Origin of the sequence: Arthrobacter sp. AK01 (assembly GCF_021109375.1) — a bacterium.
In the GTDB taxonomy this organism is placed as follows: domain Bacteria; phylum Actinomycetota; class Actinomycetes; order Actinomycetales; family Micrococcaceae; genus Arthrobacter.
Genome location: NZ_JAJOHP010000029.1, coordinates 26,162 through 50,560, shown reverse-complemented (window position 1 = coordinate 50,560; position 24,399 = coordinate 26,162). Strand labels below are relative to the sequence as shown.

Here is a 24,399-nt window from a genome sequence, read left to right as displayed (position 1 = left end):
GGAAATCAGGGACTTGGCGCCAGTCTAGTTAGCGCCCTGCGAGGGAGCCACCGATTCCGCCGACGCTGAAGTATTTGTTCAGGGTGGCGAAGACGATGATCGGCGGGAGCATCATGACGACGGCGAGGGCCATTACGGATGTCCAGTCGGTGGCGTTCTGTTGGAAGAAGGATTGGACGCCCATGGGGAGCGTGAAAATCTCATTGGAGCGGAGGAACACGATGGCTACGAGGTAGTCGTTCCATGCCAGGAGGAAGGCGAAGATCGCGGTGGAGAGGATGCCTGGCAGTGAGTTGCGGAGGACCACTTTGGTGAACGATCCGAAGACGGAGCAGCCATCGATCCAGGAGGCTTCTTCGAGGCTGATGGGGATGGAGTCGAAGTAGGCGGCCATCATCCAGGTGGCAACCGTCATGGTGGAGCCGACGTAGATGATGGTGATGCCCAGGAGGTTGTCCACCAGGCCCATGCCTGCGAACAGGATGAAGAGAGGCACGACGGAGGTGATGATGGGCAGGGATTGCATGACGAAGAGCAGCAGGGAGTAGCCGGAGACGGCTTTGGAGCGGCCGCGGGAGAGGACGTAGCCGGCGGGTGCGGCGACGGCGACGGAGACGATCACGGTGGAGAGGGTGGTGACGAGGCTGTTCTGCAGCCAGGTCGCCGCGAGGGTCCCGTTGAAGACGTTGGCGAGGTTCTCGAACGTGAACCCGGTTGCCGTGCTGTTGACACCGGGAGTGAAGGCCAGCACCACGGTGACCATGATGGGGACCAGGACGATCACGGTGATGGCCAGGATCAGGACGAAGCGCCACCAGCGTCCGCGCATGCCGGCTTCGGAGAGGACACGGCGGGTCTTGCCGGTGTCGGTGATGCCGAGGGCCGGGCCGGATTCGGGGTGGGCGTGGAGTACAGCGCTCATTATTCGACGCTCGACTTTCGGATCTGGCGGTACAGGATGACGGAGATGACTACCAGGGTCATGGTCATGAGGAAGGCGATGGCGACGCCGGGGCCGGTGGCGAAGTCCTGGAAGACCGTGCGGTAGGCCAGCACCACCAGTGAGGTGGTGGCACTGACGGGACCGCCGCCAGTGAGCAGGTAGATGGTGGGGAAGTCATTGACGCAGAAGATCGTCATGAGGATCCACGAGATGTAGGTGGAACGGGCGATCAGCGGCAGGGTGATCTGGGTGAACTGCTGCCATTTGGAGGCGCCGTCCATGCTGGCTGCTTCGTAGACCGTGGTGTCCACCGAGGCCAGGGCCGCGGAGATCATCATCATCATGAAGGGGAAGGACACCCAGACCTTGAACACCATGACGGTGATGGAGGCCAGGGTGGGATCTGCCAGGAACAGCGGTGTTCCCAGGCCAAGGCCCCGGAAGATCGAAGGGATGAGGCTGTCCGGGGTTGCCACGAGCCAGTTCCAGGCGGTGGAGGAGACCACGATCGGCACCACCCAGGGCAGGAGCAGGAGGACCTTGAAGGTGTTGCCGGCGGGGATCTTGGTCCGCAGCAACAACGCCAGGCCCAGGCCGACCAGCCAGGAGCCGAAGACACCAACAATGGTGAACCAGAGGGTGAACTGGGCGGCTTTCCAGAACGCGGGCGAGGACAGGACGTTCGCGAAGTTCTCGCCGCCTACGAAGTTGCCGGTCTGGAGCAGGTCACCGTCGTGGGTGGCTTGGACTGCGGCGTGGATCAGCGGGTAGCCGTGGATCAGGACAAGCAGGACCACCGAAGGGAGCAGGAGCCAGAAGAAGGTCCGGGTGGTTTGGGCGCTGAGTTTGCTCTTGCGCCCCGGGGCGCCCCCGGTGCGGCGGGGGGGTTGCCCCCGGCGGGCCCGGGACAGGCCTGATGGTGCGGTAGTTGATGACATGGCAGGTACCGTTCTACTTCTTCAAGACCGATTCGAGGCCGGACTGGAAGGTCTGCAGCGCGGTCTTGGCGTCGGTTGCCTGGCCGGTCAGGATCGACTGGCTGAACTGGTTCAGTGCTTGGCCGCCGTCGAGGGCTGCGAGGTTGGCGTTGAGGGTGCTGCCCTGGGAAGCGAAGGTCTTGGCGATGGGCTGCCAGTCCTTGACGATCTTGACGTTGTTGGGGTCATCGGCGAATTCGGGGATCTCGGTGATGGACTTGAACACGGGGAGGGCGGACATGAGCTTCTGCTTCCACAGTTCCTTGAGCTGGCCCAGGTAGTAGACCAGGAACTCTTCGGAAGCTTCCTGTGACGGCGTGTTCTTGTACATCATGATGTTGTTCGGGAACACGATGGTGGCCTTGTCGCCGTGCGGACCCGTGATGGGGTCAGCCACCAGCAGGTCGCCGGACGTGTCACCCACGCGCTGTGGAACGTTGACCTGGAACAGTCCGAAGCCAGCCTTGCCGTCCTTCCACTGTGCTGACATGTTGTCCGTGGTGTAGCTGACGGCCGCGGGATCCACGATGCCGTTGGAAACGAGTTCCAGGACGAATTCCATGGCCTCGACGTTGCGGTCGTTGAGGAGGTCCAACTCGCCGTCCTTGCTCCAGACGCCGCCGCCGTTGTTGACCATCATCATGATCATGGAGTGGTTGCCGTAGTTGTTGCCCGAGCCGGCACCGGTGGCGAAGCCGAACGCGCCAAGCTTCTTCAAGGCCTTGCCGGCTTCCAGCAGGGACGGCCAGTCGGTGGGCAGTGCTACGTTCGCCTTTTCGAACAGGGACTTGCGGTACCAGAACACGCGCATGTCCAACTGCCAGGGGACGGCTACGTAGCCCTTGTCCGACTTGAACGGGTCCAGCACGCCCGGCAGGAAGTCATCGAACTGCCCGTTGGACTTCATCTTCTCAATGACCTTGTCCGCGTACGCGATCTGGCCCTGCTGCTCGAACTGGAAGGCCTGGAAGCCGCCGCCGGTGGACACTGCCGGGCCGGTTTTGGACGCGATGGCCGAGGAGAACGTCTGGTAGAAGTTGTTCCACTGGATGATCTGGTAGTTGGCCTTGGCGTTGTTCGCACCCGCGAAGCCTTCTGCGATCTTCTTGGCAGAGTCGTTGTAGGCCGGCGTAGCCCAGGGCATATCCCAGAACTTTACGGTTCCACCGGCGCCGCCCCCGCCGCCCTGGGTGGCTGAGCCACCGCCGCAGGCAGCCAGGAGCGGCACCGAGGCCGCTGCTGCCGTCAGGCCGAGGAAATTGCGGCGGGAGAAGGAACGGGTGGCTGCGGACTGAACATTCATAGTGATTCCTTTCGGGACCGGCAACGCGATCTCTGCGTTGATGTTCCGGTCCAGCTCAACTTTGAGGAGGGCAAACGGATACTGAATGGCTGGATAGTGCTGTTGTTGTAGAGCTCGGTTAGATGAGTGCTGTGATGGTTTCCGACAACACCGCGAAGCTGTGCAGGTCGGATGGGCTGGTGCCGGCGTCGAGGTGTTCCTTGAGCCGACGCCATGTAGCGCGGTGAGCGGATTCGTAGATCGTGGGAAGAAGCAGGTCGCCTTGGGGTCCGGTGACTTTGATGGTTGCCGGCCACGCAGCGACCGGTTCCGGCAGCATGACGCTGACGCCGCCGTCGTCGGTCAGCAAGGTGACTTTGACGACTGCCGGACAGGCGTTGGAGAGGACGCCCTGCAACGCAACCGGTGCGCCGTTGGCGAGTACCGCCGTCGCCGTGTAACCGTGCGGTCCGCGGCTCAGGACCCTGAGGCTCCCCAACGGTCCGGTGACGCGTACGACGGCGGCAAGATGGTCCGCGAGCAGCTCGCCGGAGTCGGTTCCCACCGGCGCGGTGGCCACGGAGTCGAGCACGGCGGCGCGGCCCGCCATGGAACGGACGGCATCCTCGGCTGCCGGGATGGCGGGGTTGGAGGCCCAGCGCTGGTCGAGGACAACGACGGTGCCCCTGTGTTGGGCTGCTGCCTGGAGCAACTCCGTGTTTTCCGCGGCGGGGTTCACCACTACGATTCCGCGGGCTCCGGCGCTGATGGCCTCTACGGCGTGGGCGGTCCAGCCCGGCGTACCCGCGATGACCTGGACGTGGGGCTGGTTGTCTCCGGCGGCTGGGCCGAAGGATTCGGGAAGGGACGCGACTGCCAGGGCAACCGCACCAGCTTCCTGGGCCTCCGGGGTGGCGCGGACGGTGTAGTGCTTGGTTTCCACGGGGGCGCTCATGCGTGGGCTCCTTCGGCAACCGCGTGCTGGGCTGTGTGCTGTGCTTCGACATTGGCCACGGTGGCGTCGGCGATGTCCAACGCGAAGGTCAGGTCGTCAATCAGGGTTTGCGCAGACGGCGGTTGCTTTGCTCCTGCAGCCAATGCGGCCAGTTCGCGCCACTCACCTTCGTAGCCGTTGTGGTCAAAGGGGCCGTGAATGGTGGTTTCGTTGCCGCGGGTGAAGGTCGCCACGGCCGAACCCGCCTGGACGTAGGACGGTGTGAAGTCGATGCGGAGGGCGGCGTCATCTGAGATGGCCTCAAAGCTCCACTCGGGCTTCCACGTGTTGTTCATGGCTGCGCGGAGCTCGATGGTCCGTGTGGGGGTGCGGAGCGGGATGACGTAACCGAACGGGCGGACGTGGCGTGCTTCCAGTACTTCGATGTCCTTGAAGTCCGGTGTGAACCTGCGGATCAAGGGGAGGTCGTGGATGGCCAGGCCCATGATCCCGCCGCGGAGTGCGCCCTTGATGACCTCGGGGTCCGAGTAGTCCGGGGCGCCGCCGGCGGGACGGGTGATGATCTCAGTGGCGAAGTCCTCAAACCGGGCGTTGGGCGGCAGGACGATCGAGGAACGGATCGTGTGGACGTTGTCCGGCAGGTCTCCCCAGTTTTCGCTTGCGGCGAGCCAGCCGGGATCGAAGGTGTGCATGGCGCCCACGATGATCGGCACTCCCGTTTCTTCGCTGACGGCGGAGATCTGCGCTGCTTCTTCGGCGTTCATGGCAAATGGCTTTTCGCAGAGGACGGCTTTCTTGCCGGCGCGGCAGGCGGCGATGACCTGCGCGGCGTGGAACTGGTGCGGGCTGCAGATGGCCACGATGTCTACGGAGGCGTCGCCCAGGAGGGCGTCGATGCTGGTGCTGTGCGTGGCACCAACGCGGGCGGCCACGGACTCAGCGACGGCGGGGTCGACGTCCATGATGTGGCGGACGGTAAGGATGTCGCCCAAGCGGGCGAGTGACGGCAAGTGGATGGCCTGGGTGACCGGGCCGGCGCCGAGGATGCCAACTCCCAAAGTAGGGGCGACGTCTATGTGGCTGGACAAGTTCAGTTACCTCTTCGTAAGCGGACTGGTGTGCTGCTCATCACAACCTAAAGGGACTTTTGCCGAGCGTCAAGCAAAAGTTGAAATATTGCCGACAAACTTCTGCTGCATGACACGCATAAGCAATCGTGCTTCACTAAAGGCATGACAACAGCCACCGGAAACGACGCCGGAAATACCTCCGTTCTGGAGGCTGGCAACCTTTCGCGTGCTGGCGACCTGTTCCAACTACTTCGCGACGGGCAAGCCCGCACCCGCGCCGAACTCGCAGTCACCACCGGGCTGGCCCGATCCACCGTCGCTTCCCGTATTGACGCCCTCATCAGTTCGGGTCTCGTGGGACCCGCCGGTGAGGCGAGCTCCAGCGGCGGCAGGCCGCCGTCGCGCTTTGCTTTCAACCCCGCCGCACGCGTCGTCCTCGCGGTCGACGTCGGAGCGACCCACGTGATTGTTGCCGTCACCGACCTCAGCGGCAGCATCCTCGCGGAGCGACGCCTCGCACAAGAAGTCGCCGACGGCCCCGAGATGGTCCTGGGCCGCGTCATCTCCGCGGGCCGTGAACTTTTGGCCGAGGCGGGCCGCCAAATTGGCGACCTCGCCGGCATGGGCATCGGCTTGCCCGGGCCCGTTGAACACGACACCGGGCGGCCCGTGAAGCCGCCCATCATGCCCGGGTGGGACGGATTCGACGTCGTCACGTACGTCCAGCGCTCGTTGCCCGTTCCCGTCCTGGTGGACAACGACGTCAACATCATGGCCCTCGGCGAACGCACCGCGTACTGGCCGGACCACGACAACTTCCTGTTCATCAAAGTGGCCACCGGCATCGGCGCCGGCATCATCAGCAGCGGTGAGCTGCAGCGTGGTGCCAACGGCACCGCCGGCGACCTCGGCCACGTCCGGGTGCCACGCGGCGACGACGTCCTCTGCCGATGCGGCAACCACGGGTGCCTCGAAGCGCTGGCCTCAGGTCCCGCCGTCGCGCGTCAACTGCAGGCGCAAGGCCTGGAAGCGTCCACAGGTGCCGACGTCCTCCGGCTGGTCGGCGAGGGAAACCTGCAGGCGATCCAGGCGCTGCGCCAGGCGGGCCGCGATGTTGGCGATGTGCTGGCAACCGTGGTCAACCTGCTCAATCCGTCCATGATCATCACCGGCGGCAGCGTGGGGGAGGCCGGCGAACACCTCGTGGCCGGCATCCGCGAAGTGGTGTACCGACGTTCGCTGCCGCTGGCCACCACGCACCTGCGCATCGGCATCTCCATGGCCGGTGACCGCGCGGCCATCCTGGGTGCCAGCCAGATGGTCACCCAGCACGTTCTGTCGCCGGCAGTGATTGAGGCCACGCTCCAAGCGACGGGATAAGCCTTGTTCGGTGCCGTATGACGGGTGGTGGCGTGATAGCAATGAAAGTGATGAAAACGCTTCCTACCACCCTTCGCTGCACACCATGAGCCAATTCCTCGCCAAAGTTCCCCGCGGTTGGCTGATCCTCGCGTGCATCGGCCTCATTGCCCTGAACATGCGCGGACCCTTCGTGGCCGTGGCTCCCGTGGTGGATTCCCTGCAGCAGGATCTCGGCTTCTCGCCGGTTGAACTCGGGCTGCTGACCGGCATTCCGGTGCTCTGTTTCTCCCTCGCGTCCCCCTTGGCCTCCCTGGCAGGACGACGCCTCGGAGCCGAATTCGCCGTGATGCTCACGCTGCTCGGCGTGCTGGCCGGGGTGGTGATCCGTTCCAGTGGCGGCAGCGCTTTGGTGATGGCGGGCACGGTCATCATTGGCGTGGCCATCACCATCGGCAATATCGCAGTGCCGCTTATTATCCGGCGCGACTTTGCACCTCGGCGGCAGGCAACCGCGATGGGCGTCTATACGGCCGCGCTCAACATCGGCTCGTTCCTCACGTCGGTGGCAACTGCGCCCTTGGCTGAGCTGGTGGGGTGGAGGCTGGCCCTGGCCGCGAGCGCCTTGTTGTCGTTGGCGGCCATCCTGTTCTGGGTGCCAACTGTCGGTGCCCGACGGGCCTTTATTCCGGCAGCTGTTCCTGCGCCTCCGGCTTCCAGCGCCGGGCCTGTTGCGGGTGTGGGCTGGCTTGACTGTGGGCCTGACCCTCGGTTTCGCTGGCCAGGCCTTCTCCTACTACGGCATCACCGCGTGGCTGCCCAGTTTCCTCTCCGATGAACTCGCCATGGGCACCGCCGAAGCCGGTGCGGGGTCCTCGCTGTTCCAGATCTTCGCGATCGTGGGCGGTCTGGGCGTGCCACTTCTGGCCCGCTTCGCCAGTACGACGACGGTGGCGGTCACCTTGAGCGCGCTGTGGCTGACAGTTCCCGTGGGCTTGCTGCTCTCGCCTTCGCTGTGGTGGTTGTGGTCCTCGCTGGGCGGTGTTGCCCAAGGCGGTGGCATCACGGTGATCTTCATTGCCATCATCAAGTTCGCGCAATCCCAGGCCGCTGCCGGGAAGATGTCCGCGATGGTGCAGGGGGTGGGTTACTGCTTTGCTGCGTTGGCGCCCACGGTTATTGGCTACGTTCACAGTGTGACCGACGGCTGGACTGTCCCGCTGCTCGTGATCCTCGGCTCCGTACTCGCGTTTTGCGTCTGCACCACGTTGTCCGTGCGCTGGGTGGCCCGGCAGCGCTAGGGTTGCCCGGCAGCGCTAGGGTATTCCGCTGCTGGGCTGCCTCCCCGGCGGTCGGGGTCACTTGTTGCGAAGAGTGCAGGCAGCCCAGCGTCGGGGCTTGATGTGTCGCTTGCTCAGGTCCTGGACCTAAGCGGCGACGAGTTCCTCTTCCGTGGCCTCTTCTCGGGCCTCGGTGAGGAAACGTGCGTACGCGGGGATGGTCAGGAAGGTGGGGAATTCTTCGGCCAGAGTGACCTCTTCGAAGATGGCGCGGGCATCCGCGAACCGGTCTCCGTCGAAGCGTTCCAGGCGGGCGTATTCCTCGTCCAGGAGGTCCTCTACCCATTCACGGGTGATGACGTCACCGTTTTCGATGATGGCGTGGGAGTGGATCCACTGCCACAACTGGGACCGGGAGATCTCCGCGGTGGCGGCGTCTTCCATGAGGTTGTGGATGGCCACGGCCCCGTTGCCCCGCAGCCAGGACTCGATGTAGCGGATGCCCACCTCGATGTTCAGACGGACCCCGCCCTCGGTGATGGTGCCCTCCGTGCTGGCGATATCGATCAGCGCACGGTCATCCGGGGTGACATCCTCGCGGGAACGGTCCAACTGGTTGGAGCGGTCTCCGAGAACTGAGTCAAAAACTTCCCGGCATACCGGCACCAGATCCGGGTGGGCCACCCACGAGCCGTCGAAGCCGTCGTTGGCCTCGCGGGTCTTGTCAGCACGAACCTTCTCGAACGAAGCAGTGTTGGCTGCCTCATCCTTGCGGTTCGGGACAGCTGCAGCCATGCCACCGATCGCCATGGCCCCGCGGCGGTGGCAGGCCCGGACCAGTTGCTCGGTGTAAGCGCGCATGAACGGCTGGGTCATGGTCACCTGGCCGCGGTCCGGGAGCACGAAACGCGGTCCTCGGGTACGGAAGTTCTTGATCAGCGAGAAGATGTAGTCCCACCGGCCGGCGTTCAAACCGCTCGCATGGTCCCGCAGTTCGTACAGGATCTCTTCCATCTCGAACGCGGCGGTGATGGTTTCGATCAAAACCGTGGCGCGGATGGTGCCCTGCGGGATGCCCAACAGGTCCTGTGCCAGGACGAAGATGTCGTTCCACAACCGGGCCTCGAGGTGGTTCTCGATCTTCGGCAAGTAGAAGTACGGGCCCTTGCCCTGGGCCAGCAGGCGGCGGGCGTTGTGGAAGAAGAACAACCCGAAGTCCACAATTCCGCCGGCGATCGGCTTGCCGTCGATCAGCATGTGCTTCTCCGGCAGGTGCCAACCACGCGGGCGGACCACGATAGTGGGCAGGTCCTCGGCCGACTTGAGCTTGTATTCCTTGCCCTCCGGGGACGTGAAATCGATCCGGCGCTCCAAAGCATCCGTCAGGTTCAGCTGACCCTGGATCACGTTGCGCCACGTCGGCGTGGACGAATCCTCCATGTCAGCCAGCCACACCTTCGCCCCCGAGTTCAGGGCATTGATGGTCATCTTCTTATCCACCGGACCCGTGATCTCCACCCGGCGGTCCTCCAAACCCGGAGCCGGGGGAGCCACCCGCCAGGTCGGATCGTTCCGGATGCCCTCGGTCTGCGGCAGGAACCGCGGATCCTGGCCACCGGAAATCTGGTTGCGACGGGCGTGCCGTGCCTGCATCAGCTCCTGACGACGATCAGCCGTAGCCCGGTGCAACTTGCCAATGAACTCAAGGGCATCCGGCGTCAAAACCTCGTTCTGCCGGCACATGGGCTGCGCGGTCAAAGTAATGCCATTGATAGTGAAGTTGTCAGTGAAGCTGTTCATTTCAATCTCTCCTATGAGAAGCAAATGTTCGACGGCGGCACGTGCTTGGGTGGGTTGGGACCGGGTTGGGTAATCCTCCGCGTGCTATTCCCCATCCCGCCCGCTTGGCCTCGCAGAGCTCGGCCGGCGTCCGGGACAGGGCCCCTTTTACGCACCCTTCCGGATCACCCAACCCGACAGTCGGGACGGTCCGGAAGGCGCGATCCGCACGAGGCCGGAGGGGCCAGTAATGCGGCAGCCTGCGTAAAGGGGCCCTATATCCGCCCTCGACCGAGTTCTACGAGTCAAAGGGCGGGTCTGGGGATAGCAGGCAGAGTGTTGCCGGTCCGTAGGCCGGAGGTGACAACCGGCAGCAGAGCTCGGCCGTCGTCTGTGGTTAGTGGAATTGGCCCTCTTCGGTCGATCCGACCAGTGCGAGGGTGGATGCGTTCGGGTTGAGCGCGGTTGCGATGTCGTCGAAGTAGCCGGTGCCGACTTCGCGCTGGTGCTTGGTGGCGGTGTAGCCGCGGGACTCGGAGGCGAATTCCTTTTCCTGGAGCTCGACGTAGGCGCTCATGCCTTCACGGGCGTAGCCGTGGGCGAGATCGAACATCGAGTAGTTCAGGGCGTGGAAGCCGGCCAGGGTGATGAACTGGAACGTGAAGCCCATGGCGCCGAGTTCACGCTGGAACTTGGCGATGGTGGTGTCGTCCAGGTGCTTGCGCCAGTTGAAGGACGGGGAGCAGTTGTAGGAGAGCATCTGGTCCGGGAACTCGGCCTTGACCGATTCGGCGAACTTGCGGGCCAGTTCCAGGTCCGGGGTTCCGGTCTCCATCCAGATGAGGTCGGAGTACGGTGCGTAGGCCTTGGCCCGGGCGATGCAGGGTTCGATTCCGTTGCGGACCTTGTAGAAGCCCTCGGCGGTGCGAACAGGCTGTCCACCTTCGCGGAGGGTGAATTCCTGGTCGCGCTCGTCAACGTCTGAGGTGATCAGGGTTGCTGCTTCGGCGTCGGTGCGGGCAATGACCACCGTGGGAGTATCGGCGACGTCGGCTGCCAGACGTGCGGCGTTCAGGGTCCGGATGTGCTGCTGGGTGGGGATCAGGACCTTGCCGCCGAGGTGGCCGCACTTCTTTTCGGAAGCGAGCTGGTCTTCCCAGTGCACCCCCGAGGCGCCGGCGGTGATCATGGATTTCATGAGCTCGTAGGCGTTCAGCGGGCCACCGAAACCGGCTTCTGCGTCGGCGACGATCGGGACCAGCCAGTCTTCAACGGTCTTGACGCCCTCGGCGTATTCGATCTGGTCTGCACGGAGCAGGGCGTTGTTGATGCGGCGGACAACCTGGGGCACCGAGTTGGCCGGGTACAGGGACTGGTCCGGGTAGGTCTGGCCCGACAGGTTGGCGTCTGCGGCCACCTGCCAGCCGGAGAGATAAATGGCACGGAGGCCGGCCTTGACCTGCTGCACTGCCTGGTTACCGGTCAGGGCTCCGAGGGCGTTGGTGTAGCCGCCGGTGGGAGCTTCCTCAGTGAGCTGCTTCCAGAGCTTCTCCGAACCGCGGCGGGCCAGGGTGTGCTCTTCGGAGACGCGACCGCGGAGGCGGACGACGTCGGTAGCCGAGTAATCACGGGTGACGCCTTCCCACCGCGGGTTGGCGGACCATTCAAGTTCCAGCGCTGCGGCCTGCTCGCTTGCCGTTTCCTGAGCGGAAGATTCTGCTGGTTCAAATGAAGCGGTCATCTTGATCTCCTAGGTGGTGCCCGGGCCGGCCTCCGCTGCGCCTTTGCTGCATCGGCCGGCTTACCCGGGTCTGTATTTCTTTTTCGTAAGTCCTACTTTTCTGCACTTCCAAGAGGGTTGCTAGAGGAAAACTATGGAAAGAAATGCACTTCTTCGCGTATTCTCAAGAAATGTCGCCTGTGAGCTGGAATCGTGAAGTCGCATCACCGCCGTTGTCGCCTGCGTCCCCTGAACTGGACGTCATCAGCCTTGGCCGCCGCGTGCGGCACCTGCGCAAGCAGGCCGGACTGACGCTGGACGACTTGAGTGCCGCCGTCGGGACCGCACCGAGCCAGCTGAGCCTGATCGAAAACGGCAAGCGCGAACCAAAACTGGGGCTCCTTCAGCAGCTGGCCGCGTCACTGAACGTCAGCATCGATCAGCTGCTGGGAGCGGAGCCGCCGAGCCGCAGGGCGGCTTTGGAAATCGAGCTCGAACGGTACCAGCGCGGACCGCTGTACGAGTCGTTGAACCTGCCCAAAATCCGCATCAGCTCGCGGCTTCCGTTGGATGTGCTGGAGTCGCAGGTGGGGCTGCTTCAGGAGCTCGAACGCAAACTCAACGAGCAGGTGGCGACGCCGGAAGAAGCCCGCCGCGCGAACGGCGAGTTGCGTGCCATGATGCGCGAGCGCGGTAACTATTTCCCCGAGTATGAGGCCGAGGCGCAGAAGGTCCTCAAGGGGGTCGGCTACACCGCGGGCCCGCTGAGCCAGCACGTCATTGCTGACATCGCTGAGAACCTCGGCTTCAGCCTGCATCATGTGGGCGATTTGCCGCACTCCACACGGTCTGTGACGGACTTGAAGAACCACAGAATTTATCTCACGCAGAACCAACGCCAGGATCACGATCCCCGCTCGGTCCTCCTGCAGGCCCTTGGCCACTACGTCCTGGGGCATGAAACTCCGCGGAACTACGGGGATTTCCTGGCACAGAGGGTTGCCACCAACTACTTTGCTGCGGCGTTGTTGCTGCCGGAACAGGCCACAGTGGAGTTCCTGCAGAAGGCCAAAGCTGCCAAGGAGATCGCGGTGGAGGACATCCGTGATGCGTTTGCCGTGTCCTACGAAACGGCTGCGCACCGCTTCACCAACCTCGCCACCAAGCATCTGGGCATCACCACGCACTTCCAGAAGACCCATCAGTCCGGCATCATCTACAAGGCCTACGAGAACGACGGCGTGACGTTCCCGCAGGATCACACCGGGGCCATCGAGGGCCAGCCGTCGTGCAAGGCGTGGACCTCACGTGCTGTGTTCGACGTGCCGGACAAGTTCAGCGCCTACAGCCAGTACACGGACACGCCGTCGGGCACGTACTGGTGCACAGCCCGCACCGAGCGGTCTGCAGCGGGTGAGTTTTCGCTCAGCATCGGCGTGCCCTACCAGCATGTGAAGTGGTTCCGCGGCCGGGAGACCACCGCACGCGCAACGTCCAACTGCCCGGATCCCAACTGCTGCAAGCGGCCCCCGGCATCTTTGGCGAACGAGTGGGCCGGGAACGCCTGGCCCTCCGCGCGGGCCCATTCGCACCTGCTGGCCGCCATGCCTCCCGGGGCGTTCCCCGGCGTGGACGAGACCGAGGTGTACTCCTTCCTGGCAGCCCACTCCGAGCGCTGACGCTCTATCACCTTCCGCGTGCTTAAGCGTGACGCTCCATCACCTTCCGGCAACATTTGGCGATCCTTCTCTCACCTCCCGGGAGTTTCCACGTCAAAAGGGGCACGATGTGAGGACAACACCAAGCAGGGGGATCCGCCATGAACCGAGTCCGCAAGGCGACGACGCTACTCGCGGCAGCCGCATTGGCCACCAGCTCCGCGACCATCAGTGCCTGCGCGCCCCCACCAGCCGACGTCGGGCTCCTAACCGCCGACGGCGTGACTCGCGTTTCGGTCCAAACAGCGGACTATTCGGCGCAACTTGAAGCCTTCAACGTCTCCGCGCGGAAGCTCAGCGCCGCGCTGTTGGCTGACGGCGGCGACGCGACGAACGGCAATGTGGTGTCATCCCCGTCAAGTTTGCTGATCGCACTGAGCATGCTTCGGGCGGGAGCCAGCGGGCCTACGGCGGCGGAGATGGACGCCGTCCTCGGCCTGCCCGCCGAGGGGCGCGACGAAGCAATGAACGCGCTCCTGGCCTCCCTTGAAAAGTTCGACGGCGACCCCGGCTCGGTGGACGAGGAGAACCCGCCGCGCACACCGGTGATGCACGCTACCAACGGGCTGTTCGTCGATAAAGGCGTGCCCACGGGCGAGGGCTATCTGGCCACGCTCGCCAAGCATTTCGGCACGGGGGTGTACCCGGTATCGTTCCAGGATGAGGCCGTGACCAAACCGGCAATCGACCAGTGGGTCAGTAAAAATACCGGGGGCCGCATCAAGGAAGCGCCTGCGAAATACAGCCGCGACAACACCTTCAGCCTGCTCAACGCACTCTACTTCGCCGCCGCATGGCAGACGCCGTTCGACGCCAACGACACATCAGACCGCCCCTTCACCAAGGCCGATGGTGAGCTGATCAACGTGCCAACCATGAACACAGGCACCAGCATGGCCTACGCCGAAGCTCCCGGCTGGAAGGCTGTGGACCTGCCTTACGCAGAGGGTTTCGTCATGCGGCTGGTGCTGCCCGACGGCGGTGCGTCGGGTTCGCCCGGCTCGGCTACGGTTTCCGCGGAGGTGCTTGGAGATGTGGCGGAGCAGCTTTCCGGGGCAGAGCCTGGCATGGTGCAGATTAGTCTGCCCAAGTGGGACCACAAAACCACGTTCGAGCTGAGGGAGGTGTTCGAAACCCTCGGGCTCAAGGAGACGCTGGCGACGGACAAGGATTTCGACGCTATCCAGCAGGGCATGAAGCTGACGCAAGCGGCCCAGGCAGCCAACATCACCGTCGCCGAGAAGGGGACCATCGCCTCTGCCGTGACCCAAGTCAACGCCGAGGCCTCAAGTGCCTTCATCCCCGAACGGCAGATCATCCTCGACCACCCGTTCCACTACGAGATCGTGCACGTGGAGACCGGCATGCCGCTGTTCACCGGGTGGGTGGCGGACCCGCGTTAGCTGCCAGGCGCTGCACCAGCACAGCAGCGGCGTCCACAACCTCGTCGGCCTCGCGCTTAGAGGCGCTCAGGGCCACTTCCTGCCCGGACACCGTCACGATGTCCGTGATCACTGCAATGGTGAGCCGGCCCAGAGTGTCGTCGCTGGCGCCCAGGAGTACGGAGTTCTGCCGGACCCATTCACGGCCGCGTTCGCGTCGCAGGACTTCGAAGCCCGGGGGAGTGTCCCCCTCAATGAAAACCCGCTCCAAGTCCCGGTGTTTCCAGGTGTAGTCGAAATAGCTGCGGCTGCCTACGTTGAACAGGGCCAGGGGATTGTTCTCACCGGCCTTCCGTGCTTTGGCCACAGCCGCGGCTACGAGCCTTTCGTGTTCGTTTTGGTAGTCGTCCCACAACGCGAGGAAGAGCTCGGTCTTCCCGCCGAAGTGGTGGTAGAGGCTGCCGACACTGGATCCGGCGCGGGTCACGATGTCCGAGATGCTCGCGTCGGTAAAGCCGTGTTCCACGAACACTTCGGTGGCCGCATCCAGCAGATTGCGTCGGGTGGCAGCTGTTCGCGTCCACTGCCAGGAGCCCGCGGTACTGGCCACTTCGGATGTTTTCCGAACCATTTCGGGCTCCTCTCATCGGCAGAACGAAGACCGGAGTGTCGACCTGTCATTTTTTGGAATCCTACCTTCCAATTAATCCACATAGCCAGCAAGAAGCCTTGACTGGCCCAATATCAACGGGAAATAATTCTGGAAGTCTGTTCTAGAAATATGTATTGCGGCATGTATCCGAATGCTGCGATTTTTGACGTCCGACGCCCCGAAACCCGGGTGCCGTTTTCACCGTCGGGCTGCAACTGGTTGAATCGCTATATAGCGCCAACTGGTCGCAGCCAAACAAGCCAGAGAGGAACGCGGCCTGATGTCCGTTTCAAGCAAGTCGTCCGGGATCACGTCGAACAGGTGGTTCAAACCCGTCGCCGTCACCGCAGGAGCTTTGGTGGTGGCACTGATCCTGGTGCTCGTTGCGCAATGGCTCCGGACCCTTCAGCCGGTGCAGCAGTTCCTCACCGACTACCCCGGGCACTCAGCCATTCCTGAAGGCACTCCCACCGGCTTCCCCGCCTGGCTGGGCTGGCAACACTTCCTCAACATGTTCTTCATCGTGCTGATCATCCGTTCCGGCTGGCAGGTGCGGACCACCACCCGCCCGGCCGCCAACTGGACCCGGAACAACAAGGGCTTCATCAAGACCAAGAACCCGCCCACCAAGATCAGCCTGGACCTCTGGTTCCACCTGACGCTGGACGCGCTCTGGGTCCTCAACGGCATCATCTTCATCGTGCTGCTCTTCGCCACCGGCCAATGGTTGCGGATCGTCCCCACCACCTGGGATGTCTTCCCGAACGCTGTCTCCGCCGGCCTGCAGTACGCGTCCCTGAACTGGCCCGTTGAAAATGGTTGGAACAACTACAACAGCCTGCAGCTCCTGACCTACTTCATCACGGTCTTCATCGCCGCCCCGCTGGCCATCATCACGGGTATCCGGATGTCCGGGGCGTGGCCCAAGAAGGCCGCGATCAATAAGTTCTACCCGATCGAGTTGGCCCGCAAGATCCACTTCCCGGTGATGATCTACTTCGTCGCGTTCGTGATAGTCCACGTGACCCTGGTGCTGGCCACTGGTGCGCTGAGGAACCTCAACCACATGTACGCATCCAACGACGACAACAACAGCTGGTGGGGCTTTGGCATCTTCGCAGCTTCCATCGTGTTCACTGCGGCCGCCTGGTTCCTCGCCCGGCCCCTGTTCCTGCGCCCGATCGCGTCGCTCATGGGTAAGGTCTCGCGCTAACCCGCACGAAAAAAACAGCCGCCTCGGAAGCGTTTCCGGGGCGGCTGCTTTTGTCTGTATCGAGAGAGGCTAGGACAGAGCCCCGCCCTGCCACAGGGCATCAAAAGGAGCGCCGGAGGACACCCGGTTCTTGATGCCGGCAGTCACGAAAGCCTTGGCCGTCCGTGCAGCTTCAAGGGGCGTCGCGCCCTTCGCGAGTTCGGCGGTCACAGCTGCAGCAAGGGAGCAGCCAGCACCGGACACAGCCACTTCGCCAACCTTCGGAGCGCGAAGGACTTCCAGCGTTTCGCCGTCGTAGTAGACGTCGACGGCGTCCGGGCCTTCCAGCCGCACCCCGCCCTTGGCGAGGACTGCTGCGCCGCTGATCTCGTGGATGCGGATCGCCGCGGCCTTGAGCGATTCTTCGTCTGTAATGGTGAGTCCGGACAGCGACTCGGCCTCGAAGTGGTTCGGTGTGACAAACGTTGCCAGCGGCAGGATCTGGGCTTTCAGGGCCTGATCGGTGTCCAAGGCGTGGCCCGGTTCCTGGCCCTTGCAGATCAGGACAGGGTCCAGGACCACATTGGTGAACGAAGCATCAGTGAGTGCCTTCTCCACGGTGCTGATGGTTGCCGGGCTTCCGAGCATGCCGATCTTCACCGTGTCCAACACAGAAGGTGCGCCGGAAGCGGCACCATACGCCGCCGTCGTGGCTTCCAATTGGTCTGCAATAACCTGCTGGTCCACCGGCACAAAGCGGTGGTTCCAGTTGTCCTGGGGGTTGAAGGAAACGATGCACGTGAGGTTCGCGATGCCGAACACTCCGAGTTCCTGGAAGGTCTTGAGGTCGGCCTGCGCGCCGGCGCCACCGGTCGCTTCGGAGCCGGCGATGGTCAGGGCGATGGCAGGGGCAACGGCTGAAGTCATGGTTTCCATTTTGCCAGTTGCCCGGCCGTACGCCGATTCAGGCCCCCGACACTCGCGAGGCCTAGCCGTGCAGCGCCCTGTAAGCAGCTTCCGCGGCCGGATGCAGCGGGATACCCGCGGTGTTGATGAGGGTTTCGGGGCTGAGGAACTGCACTCCGGTGCTCGACGTCGGAACCAGATCCTGGGCCTGGTCCACCAGCAACTCCACCGTCTGCCGAACAACATGGTCGGCCAGATCCCTGCGGCACAGGAGCAGGTTCGCGACGCCGATGGTCCACACGGCGGGAGCGTTGCCGTAGCTGTTGGTCGGGATCAGGACACGATCATAGAAGAATCCCGACTGCGCCCGTGTTGCGGGGATGAACTCGGAAATGTCGAGGAGACGCACGCCGATTTCCTGGGCTGCCGCAGCGATGGGTGCCGTCGGGACACCTCCGGACTGGATCATCACGTCAATGGAACCCTCCCGCAAGGCGGCCAGGGCCTGGTTCAAGCCGAGGTTCACCTGCTTCACGGTGCGGGGTGGTTCAGCAAGTCCCGCCGCTGTGATGATCCGTCCAGCGGTCAACGTGGTCCCCGAGCCCACTTCACCCACGCCCACGGTCTTCCCGGCGAGGTCCGCGAGGGTCCGTAGCCCGCTGTCCTCCCGCACGATGCAGTGAACGTAGTTCTGGTACACCTTGCCGATCGCAACAAGGTCTCCGGGCTGTGCTGGCTTCCCGGCGGGCGCTGCGTCGGGCGCTGCGGCCTGCGCTGCTGCAACGGCCTGCGCTGCTGCATCGGCCAGCGCGACGGCGAAGGTCGCCTCGCCGGACACAACCCGCTGTATGTTTTCAAGGCTCCCGCCGGTGGTCAGCGCGACGGCGTTTGCGGCCACGCCTTTGCGCTGCAGCAAGGCCGCGAGCAGGGTGGCGAACTCCAGGTAGAAACCGCCGGATTCGCCACCGGCAACCGTGAGTTCTTTTGGTTGTTCCTCCGGCGTGCAGGCGGTGGTCGACGCGAGCAGGCTGCCGCCCAGGCCCGTGGCGACGGCGGTTTTGAGGACGCTTCGCCGGGAGAACACGGGGGAATCAGGCATGTGTGTCCTCCTCCGGTTTCACGAACTCGAGGCGTGCTGTCAGGCCGTGGGGCTCGTGCGGCTCAAGGACTAGCCGCCCACCATTGGCCTGCGCCAGCCGCTCCACGATGGTCATGCCCAAGCCGTTGCCGGGGATCTTGCCATGCTGCGGCGCCCGCCAGAACCTGGTGGTGGACGCAGCGCGCTGTTCGGCTGGGAGGCCGGGACCGTCGTCGGAAATCACGACGGCGGTCCCTCCTTGCGTCGGTTGGGTCGCCACCGTGATACGGGAGCCGGGTGCGTACTTTATGGCGTTCGTGAGGAGTTCACCCACCATGTGGGCGAGTTCGTCGGGGTCGCACACGATGTGGCTTTCGGACGTCGGGTCTTCCAACGTCAGCTGTGATCCGGCAAGGTGAGCGGCCCGTGCTGCCCGCTCGACTTCGCCCTGCAGGACTGGGAAGGGATCGATGACGGCCAAGCGCTGATGGTCTGCTTCATCCGCGCGGGCAGACCCCTCGAAGGCGCGGTGTTCCGCCGCAGCCAGCTTCAGCACGCCGTCGAGCATTTCCTCCACTCGCTCAAGTTCCGCGACAACGCCGGCAGCGGCATCTTGCCCCGGCTCACTTTTCAGCTCCAGCTGCAGCAAATCGATCCGCAAGCGCAGCGCGCCAACGGGGTTCCGGAGCTGGTGCGAGGTATCGGCGATGAGCCGGCGCTGGGACTCCATGCTTTCCGTCAGGGTATCGGCCATGGCCGTGAAGGAGCGGCTGAGCTCGCGCAGTTCCGGCGGCCCTGCGTCGGGAAGCTGGCTGGTTTTGCCGGTGGTTTCCAGTTCGTGGACTGCCTTGCTCAGTCTGTGGACCGGGCGAAGGACCCAGCCGGTGATGCGTAATGCCGCCAACAGGAGCAGCGCACCCAGCGCCACAGCTGCAAGCCCGACGACGAGCCACCGCTCCCGTAGCTTCTGCCGGGCCGCGTCGAGGTCCACTTCAAGGACCACCTCGCCGAGTACCTGGCTGGCGGTACCGAAGGACCGCGAGATGATGTCGTTGCCGCTTCCGAAAGCTCGGATGGGGTTGAGTGTGGTGTCGCTGAGGTTGAGGCTGGCCCGGTTGAGTGCGTCCCGGGCCTCGGGCTGGTCCGCGCTGATTCCGCCGGAACGGATTGTCTTTTCTTGAAGTCGGATCAGGATCCCCTCACCGTAAAGCTCGGAATAGCGGTCCATCTCGCGTTGCAGTTGAGTGGTGTCGTTGTCTTCCGCAGCATCGCTGGCCAGTTGGGCAAAGCGGTTCAGCGCGACGACGCGGTTGATTTGCAGTTCCTGGGTGAGCTCGCGGCCGGCCGATGTCAGGATCACGCTGGAGACCGTCACCACGATGATCACCACCAGCAGGCTCAGGATGCCGAGGACGCGGAACTTCACGGTTGCTCAACGCGATAGCCGACGCCGCGGACATTGATGATGAATCCCGGCAGCTGGAGCTTGGACCTCAGGCCGGTGAGATGCACGTCCAAGGACCGGGAGTGCGCCAGGAATGCGTCGCCCCAGAGTGCGTCCAGGATCTGCTCGCGGGTCACCACCGAGCCTGCGTTCCTGACGAGGAGGCTGAGGAGGTCGAACTCTGTTGCCGTCAGGGCGAGGTGCCGTTCCCCGACGGCGGCCACGCGGCGATCGAGCTCTACTTCCAGTTCTCCAAGGACGATGTTGTGGGGGGCTTGCTGGCCCGACCGGTTGGTTCGCCGCGTCACGGCTTCGATCCTGGCGAGCAATTCCACGAGCTTCACGGGCTTGACCAGGTAGTCATCGGCCCCCGAACGGAGTCCCAGAACCACACTTCTCTCGTCATCGCGGGCCGTCAGGATCAAGATGGGGATCTGGGTGACCTGCCGGAGTTTCCTCAGGACTTCCAGGCCGTCCAAGTCCGGAAGGCCAAGGTCCAGCAGGATCACCTCGTGCTGCCGGTGGGCCAGGAGCGCGTCCTCGCCCCGGGATACCCGGGTGTGCGTGTGACCAGCAGAGGCGACGGCTGCGCTCAAGGCCGACGCCATGGCGTCGTCATCCTCGACGATGAGCACGTGCACTGTCTCTGGTCCTTTGGGTCGCGGGCGGGTTTGCTACTAGAGCTTAACGTTGTGAGGCCCGCTCTGCGCCCTTCGGAGGATCCAAAGTGCGCAGAACGGGCCTCACAAGGCACCTGGGTCAGGCGTTGACGCGATCCTTCGTGCCGTCGTCGTCCTTCACGGCGCCCTTCGCCGCGAAAGCGTTGCCCTGCTCCGCGTCCAAGTGCGTCGCCTTCTTGTTCTTCAGCGCGAAGATGTAGACCAACAGCGAGATGAAGATCGCGGCCGTGACGTAGGTGAAGAACATGTCCACCTGGCCCGACTTCTGCAACGCAGCACCAATCAGCGGCACCGTACCGCCGAACAGCGAGTTGGCAATCGCGTAACCGAGCCCCACGCCGAGGGCGCGGATGGATGCCGGGAACAGTTCTGCCTTCACCAGCGCGTTGATGGATGTGTAGCCACCAACCATGAGCAGGCCGCCGAACATCAACAGGAACGCCACGAACGGGTCCTTGGTTCCAGCAAGTGTGGAGAGCAGCGGCCACGTGAAGAGCACACCGGTCACACCAAACCAGATCAGCAGCGGCTTCCGGCCGATCTTGTCCGAGAGCATGCCGTACACGGGCTGCAGCAGCATGAAGATGAACAGCGCCCAGAAGTTGATGACGGAGGTATCGGTCTTGGCGATGCCGGACGTATCGTTCATGAACTTCAGGATGAAGTTGGTGTACGTGTAGAACGCCACGGTGCCGCCGAGGGTGATGCCGATGCAGATGAGCAGCGGCTTCCAGTGCTTGGTGAACAGCAGCTTCATAGTGCCAGGCTGGGCCTCGCCCTCAACCTTGACGTGCGCGGCGCGGAGCTGGTCAATAGAGAGGGTTTCCTCCATGGACCGGCGAAGCCAGAGCACGACCAGCGCCGCCACGCCGCCAATGGCGAACGGAATGCGCCAGCCCCACGCGGTCAGGTCTTCCTTGCTCATGGTGTTCTGCAGGATCACCAGTACCAGGAGGGCCAGCATCTGCCCGCCGATCAGCGTGACGTACTGGAAGCTGGAGAAGAAGCCGCGGCGCTTGGCCGTCGCAGCCTCGGACATGTAGGTGGCGCTGGTGCCGTACTCGCCGCCCACCGAGAAACCCTGGATCATGCGGATAAACACCAGCAGGATCAGGGCCCACAGGCCAATAACGTCCTGCGTCGGCAGAATGGCGATGGCGAAGGAGCCGGCAGACATCATGGTCACGCTGAGTGTCAGGGCAGCTTTGCGGCCCTTGCGGTCGGCGTAGCGGCCGAAGAACCAGCTGCCGATCGGGCGCATGAGGAACGACGTCGAGAAGACGGCCATCGCCTCGAGGCCGGCCTGAAGGTCGTCGGAGGAGTTGAAGAAGTGCGACTGGAAATACGCCGCGAAAGCTGTGTAAACGTAAACATCGAACCACTCCACGAGGTTGCCCGCGGAGCCCTTGAGGATGTTGCTCACGGCCTTGCGTGTCTGGGCGGCTTCGCTCAGAGTTTCAGCTTGTTGGGTGCTCATCAATGAACCTTCCTGGACGGCAGCGTTTTGCAGCGGCCGTGTCTTGCATGAGTTCGTTCTGTCCATGAAGCTGGTGCTCATGGCGTCCTTGCGCATGGCTCTTCGTCGACTAAGAAAGGCCCTCCAAGGTGAAGAGGACATGTTCCAAACTAGGGGTGATGCACGGCACAGCCCTAGCTCGCGGGGGATTTCCTAACACTTCCTTAGGTTTCGGCCTGCGTTGGGGTGCGGGCCTGGCCCACGAACGTTAATGCTCGACGGCGGCCGCTCGCCCCGGACCCTCGCTCACCGTCTGTCGTGTTTTGGCGGACCCTCGCTCACCGTCTGTCGTGTTTTGGCGGACCCTCGCTCACTTCATGGGGGTTTCGGGGGTTACCGTGCTGGCATGGCGAAATTTTCGGGGACGGCCGAGGGAACGACGCGACCCCTTGGACCGCCGTCGTCATCGCGTCATGTGAGTGAGCGTCCCTCCAAAGGCGCGAATAGGTGATGGAGGGTCGCTGAAACTCTCAATGAGGTGAGAGAGCGGTGGGTTGAACGGCCGATTAGCTGAGAGAGGGTTCGTCGTTGGTGCGGACGAGCTTCCAGATTGATAGCCGGCCGATTCCGGCGGCGACGGCCGTGCAGACAGAAAAGCCAATAATGGGAAGTGTGCTGAAAAGTGCGCCGACCAACGCGCCGGCAGCTGTTCCCGCAACAACGAACGCAGCCACATGCACCACTGATTGCGGACGGCGCGGAGTGCCTTGCCTAGCAGCGTTCCGATCGGCAGGCTGCCGGGGGACTGACCGCGCTCATCGATTCCCCTCGGCGATCTCGTTGAGAGCGCCAGCAAGCGAGGGGTGCTCGAACGCGAAGCCCGCATCGAGCAACTTCCGGGGTTCCACCCAGCGGCTCTTCAGCACCAGTTCTGTCTGCGTCCGGATCAGGACAGCGCCGGCCTCGAGGAGCCATGCGGGCGTTGGAATTCCGAACGGGACGCCCATGCTTTGCCGGACCAGTGACATCAGTTCGCGGTTGTCTACGGGGTAGGGTGTCGCCGCATTCACCGGACCGCTCAGCTCACCGTGACCGTGGATGAACAGGACAACACGGAACAAGTCCTCCACATGGATCCAGCTAAACTTCTGCGTGCCCGGTCCCATGTGCCCGCCCAAGCCGAGCCGGGCAAGATTCCGGAGAGGGCTCATGACGCCCCCGGCCCCCAAGACAATCGCAATGCGCAGGGGCACTCTGCGGGTGCCCGGCACATCAGCTGCCGCCAACTCGTCCTCCCAAGCACGGGCGACATCCACGGAGAACCCACTGCCGAGTTCGCCTGAAACCTCCGACTGCGGGTGGTCTTCCGCGTGCCGGTAGATGGTTCCAGTGCTGGAATTGATCCACGTCCCGGGCGGTTCGGCGCACGCGGCAACCGCCCGGCCCAAGGCGCGAGTTGTGAGAACCCGGGAGTCCAGAATCTCCCGCCGGCGCCGCTCGTTGTAACGGCAATTCACGGAGCGTCCGGCGAGGTTCACCAACAACTCGGCGCCGTTCAGCGCTCTGGTGATGGCGCCGTCGTCGTTCCATTGCGCATCGGCCGACGCGTCCCGCCCAACCGTTCGAACCTGCCAGCCCTCGGCAATGAATCGCTGCCGGAAGTAGTTGCCGATGAAGCCGGTGGCACCCGCGATCACCACTGTCTGCGAGCTCATGAGTCTTCCTTGACGTTGCGGACGAGTCCCAGGACGTCGTCGAACACCTTGCTCACGCCCGGAATCTTAGCCAGCGACAAGCCGCGAGCCACCAAAGGCGCGGCCCCGTCGATCAGCTTGCGCGTGCGTCGCTGGCCCTCGGATTTGTCGTAGACCCAGAACAGCGCGACGCCCATGTAGGCCAGCCACAGCAACTCTGGCAGATCACCGCGAAGCTTCTTTGCGACGGCGGGGGAGGAACCCTCGACGGCGGAGCGGAAGATCGCGAGCGAAGCCTCGCGGGCGGCGGTGGACGCCTCGCCAAACGGGTTGACGGGCGACGACGGCCGGATCGCCGTCGCGATGAAGTCGGAACCGAACTGATGGTACGGCGCCATGACGTCGATGCCCGTGTGAAGCACTGCCTTCAGGCGGCCAGCGAGATCCTGGACGTCGTTGAGTGCCTTGGCGGCAACAACCGAGTGTTCGTCCTGAACCTGGAGGTACAGCTCTTGGACGAGCTCGTCCTTGGAAGCGAAGTAGTAGTAGGCGTTGCCGACCGAAACCCCCGCTTCCTGGGCAATGGCTCGCATGGTGGTTTTTTCGAAGCCGATCTCACGGAACATCCTCAGGGCAATGTCGGCTACCAGTTGGCGGGTCTGCTCACTCTTCGCTGCCATGCTGCACTCCTTCGATGAAACTTTTGAACGTGTTCAAGGACGAGTATGCCACCATTTCTGAACGTGTTCAAAAGTGTACGTGAGAGAGCGTTTGCTTCAAGCACGTGGGAGGTGAGAGAGCGCCGGGGGAAAGGGCGTGAAAGGTGAGAGAG

General features: G+C 63.6%; 20 protein-coding genes and 1 pseudogene. 5 read left to right on the top strand and 16 right to left on the bottom strand.

The window, feature by feature from the left end; all coding sequences use genetic code 11:
* Positions 1-28: 28 nt before the first annotated feature.
* The 5 genes from LN996_RS12120 to LN996_RS12100 form a co-directional block, all read right to left on the bottom strand.
* Entirely contained in the window at positions 29-922 is an 894-nt protein-coding gene (locus LN996_RS12120) for a carbohydrate ABC transporter permease (RefSeq protein WP_231340630.1), read from the bottom strand.
* Positions 922-1,881, bottom strand: coding sequence for a carbohydrate ABC transporter permease (locus LN996_RS12115; protein ID WP_231340629.1), 960 nt, complete (start codon positions 1,879-1,881; stop codon positions 922-924). The genes LN996_RS12120 and LN996_RS12115 overlap by 1 nt, the downstream gene beginning before the upstream one ends.
* 13 nt (positions 1,882-1,894) lie before the next feature.
* Positions 1,895-3,223: an ABC transporter substrate-binding protein gene (locus LN996_RS12110; RefSeq protein ID WP_231340628.1), complete on the bottom strand. Its 1,329-nt coding sequence runs from the start codon at positions 3,221-3,223 to the stop codon at positions 1,895-1,897.
* A 118-nt stretch (positions 3,224-3,341) separates the two neighbouring features.
* Entirely contained in the window at positions 3,342-4,157 is an 816-nt protein-coding gene (locus LN996_RS12105) for a hypothetical protein (protein WP_231340627.1), read from the bottom strand.
* On the bottom strand, positions 4,154-5,245 hold the full coding sequence (locus LN996_RS12100) for a Gfo/Idh/MocA family protein (RefSeq protein ID WP_231340626.1): 1,092 nt from the start codon (positions 5,243-5,245) through the stop codon (positions 4,154-4,156). The genes LN996_RS12105 and LN996_RS12100 overlap by 4 nt, the downstream gene beginning before the upstream one ends.
* A 144-nt stretch (positions 5,246-5,389) precedes the next feature.
* Between LN996_RS12100 and LN996_RS12095 the strand changes: the two genes are divergently transcribed.
* Together LN996_RS12095 and LN996_RS12090 are read left to right on the top strand one after the other, a co-directional pair.
* The gene (locus tag LN996_RS12095; protein ID WP_231340625.1) at positions 5,390-6,607 is read left to right on the top strand and encodes an ROK family transcriptional regulator; all 1,218 of its coding nucleotides are present in this window, start codon (positions 5,390-5,392) and stop codon (positions 6,605-6,607) included.
* 85 nt (positions 6,608-6,692) lie between these two features.
* Positions 6,693-7,887 (top strand): annotated as a pseudogene (locus LN996_RS12090) (CynX/NimT family MFS transporter).
* A 126-nt stretch (positions 7,888-8,013) separates the two neighbouring features.
* Here LN996_RS12090 and aceB read toward each other — a convergent pair.
* A complete protein-coding gene (gene aceB, locus LN996_RS12085) occupies positions 8,014-9,666 on the bottom strand; it encodes a malate synthase A (RefSeq protein WP_231340624.1) in 1,653 nt (550 codons plus the stop codon).
* Positions 9,667-10,042: 376 nt separating this feature from the next.
* The gene (gene aceA, locus LN996_RS12080; RefSeq protein WP_231340623.1) at positions 10,043-11,386 is read right to left on the bottom strand and encodes an isocitrate lyase; all 1,344 of its coding nucleotides are present in this window, start codon (positions 11,384-11,386) and stop codon (positions 10,043-10,045) included.
* Positions 11,387-11,529: 143 nt separating this feature from the next.
* On the opposite strand from aceA, the gene LN996_RS12075 reads away from it, so the two are divergent.
* Positions 11,530-13,044, top strand: coding sequence for an XRE family transcriptional regulator (locus LN996_RS12075; protein ID WP_231340622.1), 1,515 nt, complete (start codon positions 11,530-11,532; stop codon positions 13,042-13,044).
* A 140-nt stretch (positions 13,045-13,184) separates the two neighbouring features.
* Positions 13,185-14,486 carry a serpin family protein gene (locus LN996_RS12070; protein ID WP_231340621.1) on the top strand — a complete coding sequence of 434 codons (1,302 nt, stop codon included), beginning with the start codon at positions 13,185-13,187 and terminating at the stop codon, positions 14,484-14,486.
* On the opposite strand, the gene LN996_RS12065 is transcribed toward LN996_RS12070, so the two are convergent.
* Complete coding sequence (locus LN996_RS12065) at positions 14,458-15,096, bottom strand: TetR/AcrR family transcriptional regulator (RefSeq protein ID WP_231340620.1); 639 nt, start codon at positions 15,094-15,096, stop codon at positions 14,458-14,460. The two genes, LN996_RS12070 and LN996_RS12065, sit on opposite strands and share 29 nt — an antisense overlap.
* 301 nt (positions 15,097-15,397) lie before the next feature.
* Here LN996_RS12065 and LN996_RS12060 point away from each other — a divergent pair, with 301 nt between their 5' ends.
* Positions 15,398-16,330: a cytochrome b/b6 domain-containing protein gene (locus tag LN996_RS12060; protein WP_231340619.1), complete on the top strand. Its 933-nt coding sequence runs from the start codon at positions 15,398-15,400 to the stop codon at positions 16,328-16,330.
* Between the two features lie 69 nt (positions 16,331-16,399).
* On the opposite strand, the gene LN996_RS12055 is transcribed toward LN996_RS12060, so the two are convergent.
* The 8 genes from LN996_RS12055 to LN996_RS12020 form a co-directional block, all read right to left on the bottom strand.
* On the bottom strand, positions 16,400-17,236 hold the full coding sequence (locus LN996_RS12055; RefSeq protein WP_374202223.1) for a hydroxymethylpyrimidine/phosphomethylpyrimidine kinase: 837 nt from the start codon (positions 17,234-17,236) through the stop codon (positions 16,400-16,402).
* A gap of 61 nt (positions 17,237-17,297) precedes the next feature.
* A complete protein-coding gene (locus LN996_RS12050; RefSeq protein WP_231340617.1) occupies positions 17,298-18,314 on the bottom strand; it encodes a TAXI family TRAP transporter solute-binding subunit in 1,017 nt (338 codons plus the stop codon).
* Positions 18,307-19,719 (bottom strand): HAMP domain-containing sensor histidine kinase, encoded by a 1,413-nt coding sequence (locus tag LN996_RS12045; RefSeq protein ID WP_231340616.1) that lies wholly within the window; start codon positions 19,717-19,719, stop codon positions 18,307-18,309. Before LN996_RS12045 ends, LN996_RS12050 begins: the two co-directional genes overlap by 8 nt.
* Entirely contained in the window at positions 19,716-20,378 is a 663-nt protein-coding gene (locus LN996_RS12040) for a response regulator transcription factor (protein ID WP_231340615.1), read from the bottom strand. Before LN996_RS12040 ends, LN996_RS12045 begins: the two co-directional genes overlap by 4 nt.
* Before the next feature lie 118 nt (positions 20,379-20,496).
* Positions 20,497-21,894 carry an MFS transporter gene (locus LN996_RS12035; protein WP_231340614.1) on the bottom strand — a complete coding sequence of 466 codons (1,398 nt, stop codon included), beginning with the start codon at positions 21,892-21,894 and terminating at the stop codon, positions 20,497-20,499.
* Between the two features lie 545 nt (positions 21,895-22,439).
* A complete protein-coding gene (locus tag LN996_RS12030) occupies positions 22,440-22,607 on the bottom strand; it encodes a hypothetical protein (protein ID WP_231340613.1) in 168 nt (55 codons plus the stop codon).
* Between the two features lie 81 nt (positions 22,608-22,688).
* The gene (locus tag LN996_RS12025) at positions 22,689-23,588 is read right to left on the bottom strand and encodes a TIGR01777 family oxidoreductase (protein ID WP_231340612.1); all 900 of its coding nucleotides are present in this window, start codon (positions 23,586-23,588) and stop codon (positions 22,689-22,691) included.
* Positions 23,585-24,247, bottom strand: coding sequence for a TetR/AcrR family transcriptional regulator (locus LN996_RS12020; protein WP_231340611.1), 663 nt, complete (start codon positions 24,245-24,247; stop codon positions 23,585-23,587). Before LN996_RS12020 ends, LN996_RS12025 begins: the two co-directional genes overlap by 4 nt.
* Positions 24,248-24,399 lie beyond the last annotated feature (152 nt).

What these genes read in the sequence shown, in the direction of transcription:
- LN996_RS12025 (WP_231340612.1), bottom strand. Translation starts at nt 23,588, where the DNA reads ATGAGCTCGCAGACAGTGGTGATCGCGGGTGCCACCGGCTTCATCGGC.
- LN996_RS12120 (WP_231340630.1), bottom strand. Translation starts at nt 922, where the DNA reads ATGAGCGCTGTACTCCACGCCCACCCCGAATCCGGCCCGGCCCTCGGC.
- LN996_RS12065 (WP_231340620.1), bottom strand. Translation starts at nt 15,096, where the DNA reads ATGGTTCGGAAAACATCCGAAGTGGCCAGTACCGCGGGCTCCTGGCAG.
- LN996_RS12070 (WP_231340621.1), top strand. Translation starts at nt 13,185, where the DNA reads ATGAACCGAGTCCGCAAGGCGACGACGCTACTCGCGGCAGCCGCATTG.
- LN996_RS12095 (WP_231340625.1), top strand. Translation starts at nt 5,390, where the DNA reads ATGACAACAGCCACCGGAAACGACGCCGGAAATACCTCCGTTCTGGAG.
- LN996_RS12060 (WP_231340619.1), top strand. Translation starts at nt 15,398, where the DNA reads ATGTCCGTTTCAAGCAAGTCGTCCGGGATCACGTCGAACAGGTGGTTC.
- aceA (WP_231340623.1), bottom strand. Translation starts at nt 11,386, where the DNA reads ATGACCGCTTCATTTGAACCAGCAGAATCTTCCGCTCAGGAAACGGCA.
- LN996_RS12115 (WP_231340629.1), bottom strand. Translation starts at nt 1,881, where the DNA reads ATGTCATCAACTACCGCACCATCAGGCCTGTCCCGGGCCCGCCGGGGG.
- LN996_RS12020 (WP_231340611.1), bottom strand. Translation starts at nt 24,247, where the DNA reads ATGGCAGCGAAGAGTGAGCAGACCCGCCAACTGGTAGCCGACATTGCC.
- LN996_RS12110 (WP_231340628.1), bottom strand. Translation starts at nt 3,223, where the DNA reads ATGAATGTTCAGTCCGCAGCCACCCGTTCCTTCTCCCGCCGCAATTTC.
- LN996_RS12055 (WP_374202223.1), bottom strand. Translation starts at nt 17,236, where the DNA reads ATGACTTCAGCCGTTGCCCCTGCCATCGCCCTGACCATCGCCGGCTCC.
- LN996_RS12105 (WP_231340627.1), bottom strand. Translation starts at nt 4,157, where the DNA reads ATGAGCGCCCCCGTGGAAACCAAGCACTACACCGTCCGCGCCACCCCG.
- LN996_RS12035 (WP_231340614.1), bottom strand. Translation starts at nt 21,894, where the DNA reads ATGAGCACCCAACAAGCTGAAACTCTGAGCGAAGCCGCCCAGACACGC.
- LN996_RS12050 (WP_231340617.1), bottom strand. Translation starts at nt 18,314, where the DNA reads ATGCCTGATTCCCCCGTGTTCTCCCGGCGAAGCGTCCTCAAAACCGCC.
- aceB (WP_231340624.1), bottom strand. Translation starts at nt 9,666, where the DNA reads ATGAACAGCTTCACTGACAACTTCACTATCAATGGCATTACTTTGACC.
- LN996_RS12075 (WP_231340622.1), top strand. Translation starts at nt 11,530, where the DNA reads ATGCACTTCTTCGCGTATTCTCAAGAAATGTCGCCTGTGAGCTGGAAT.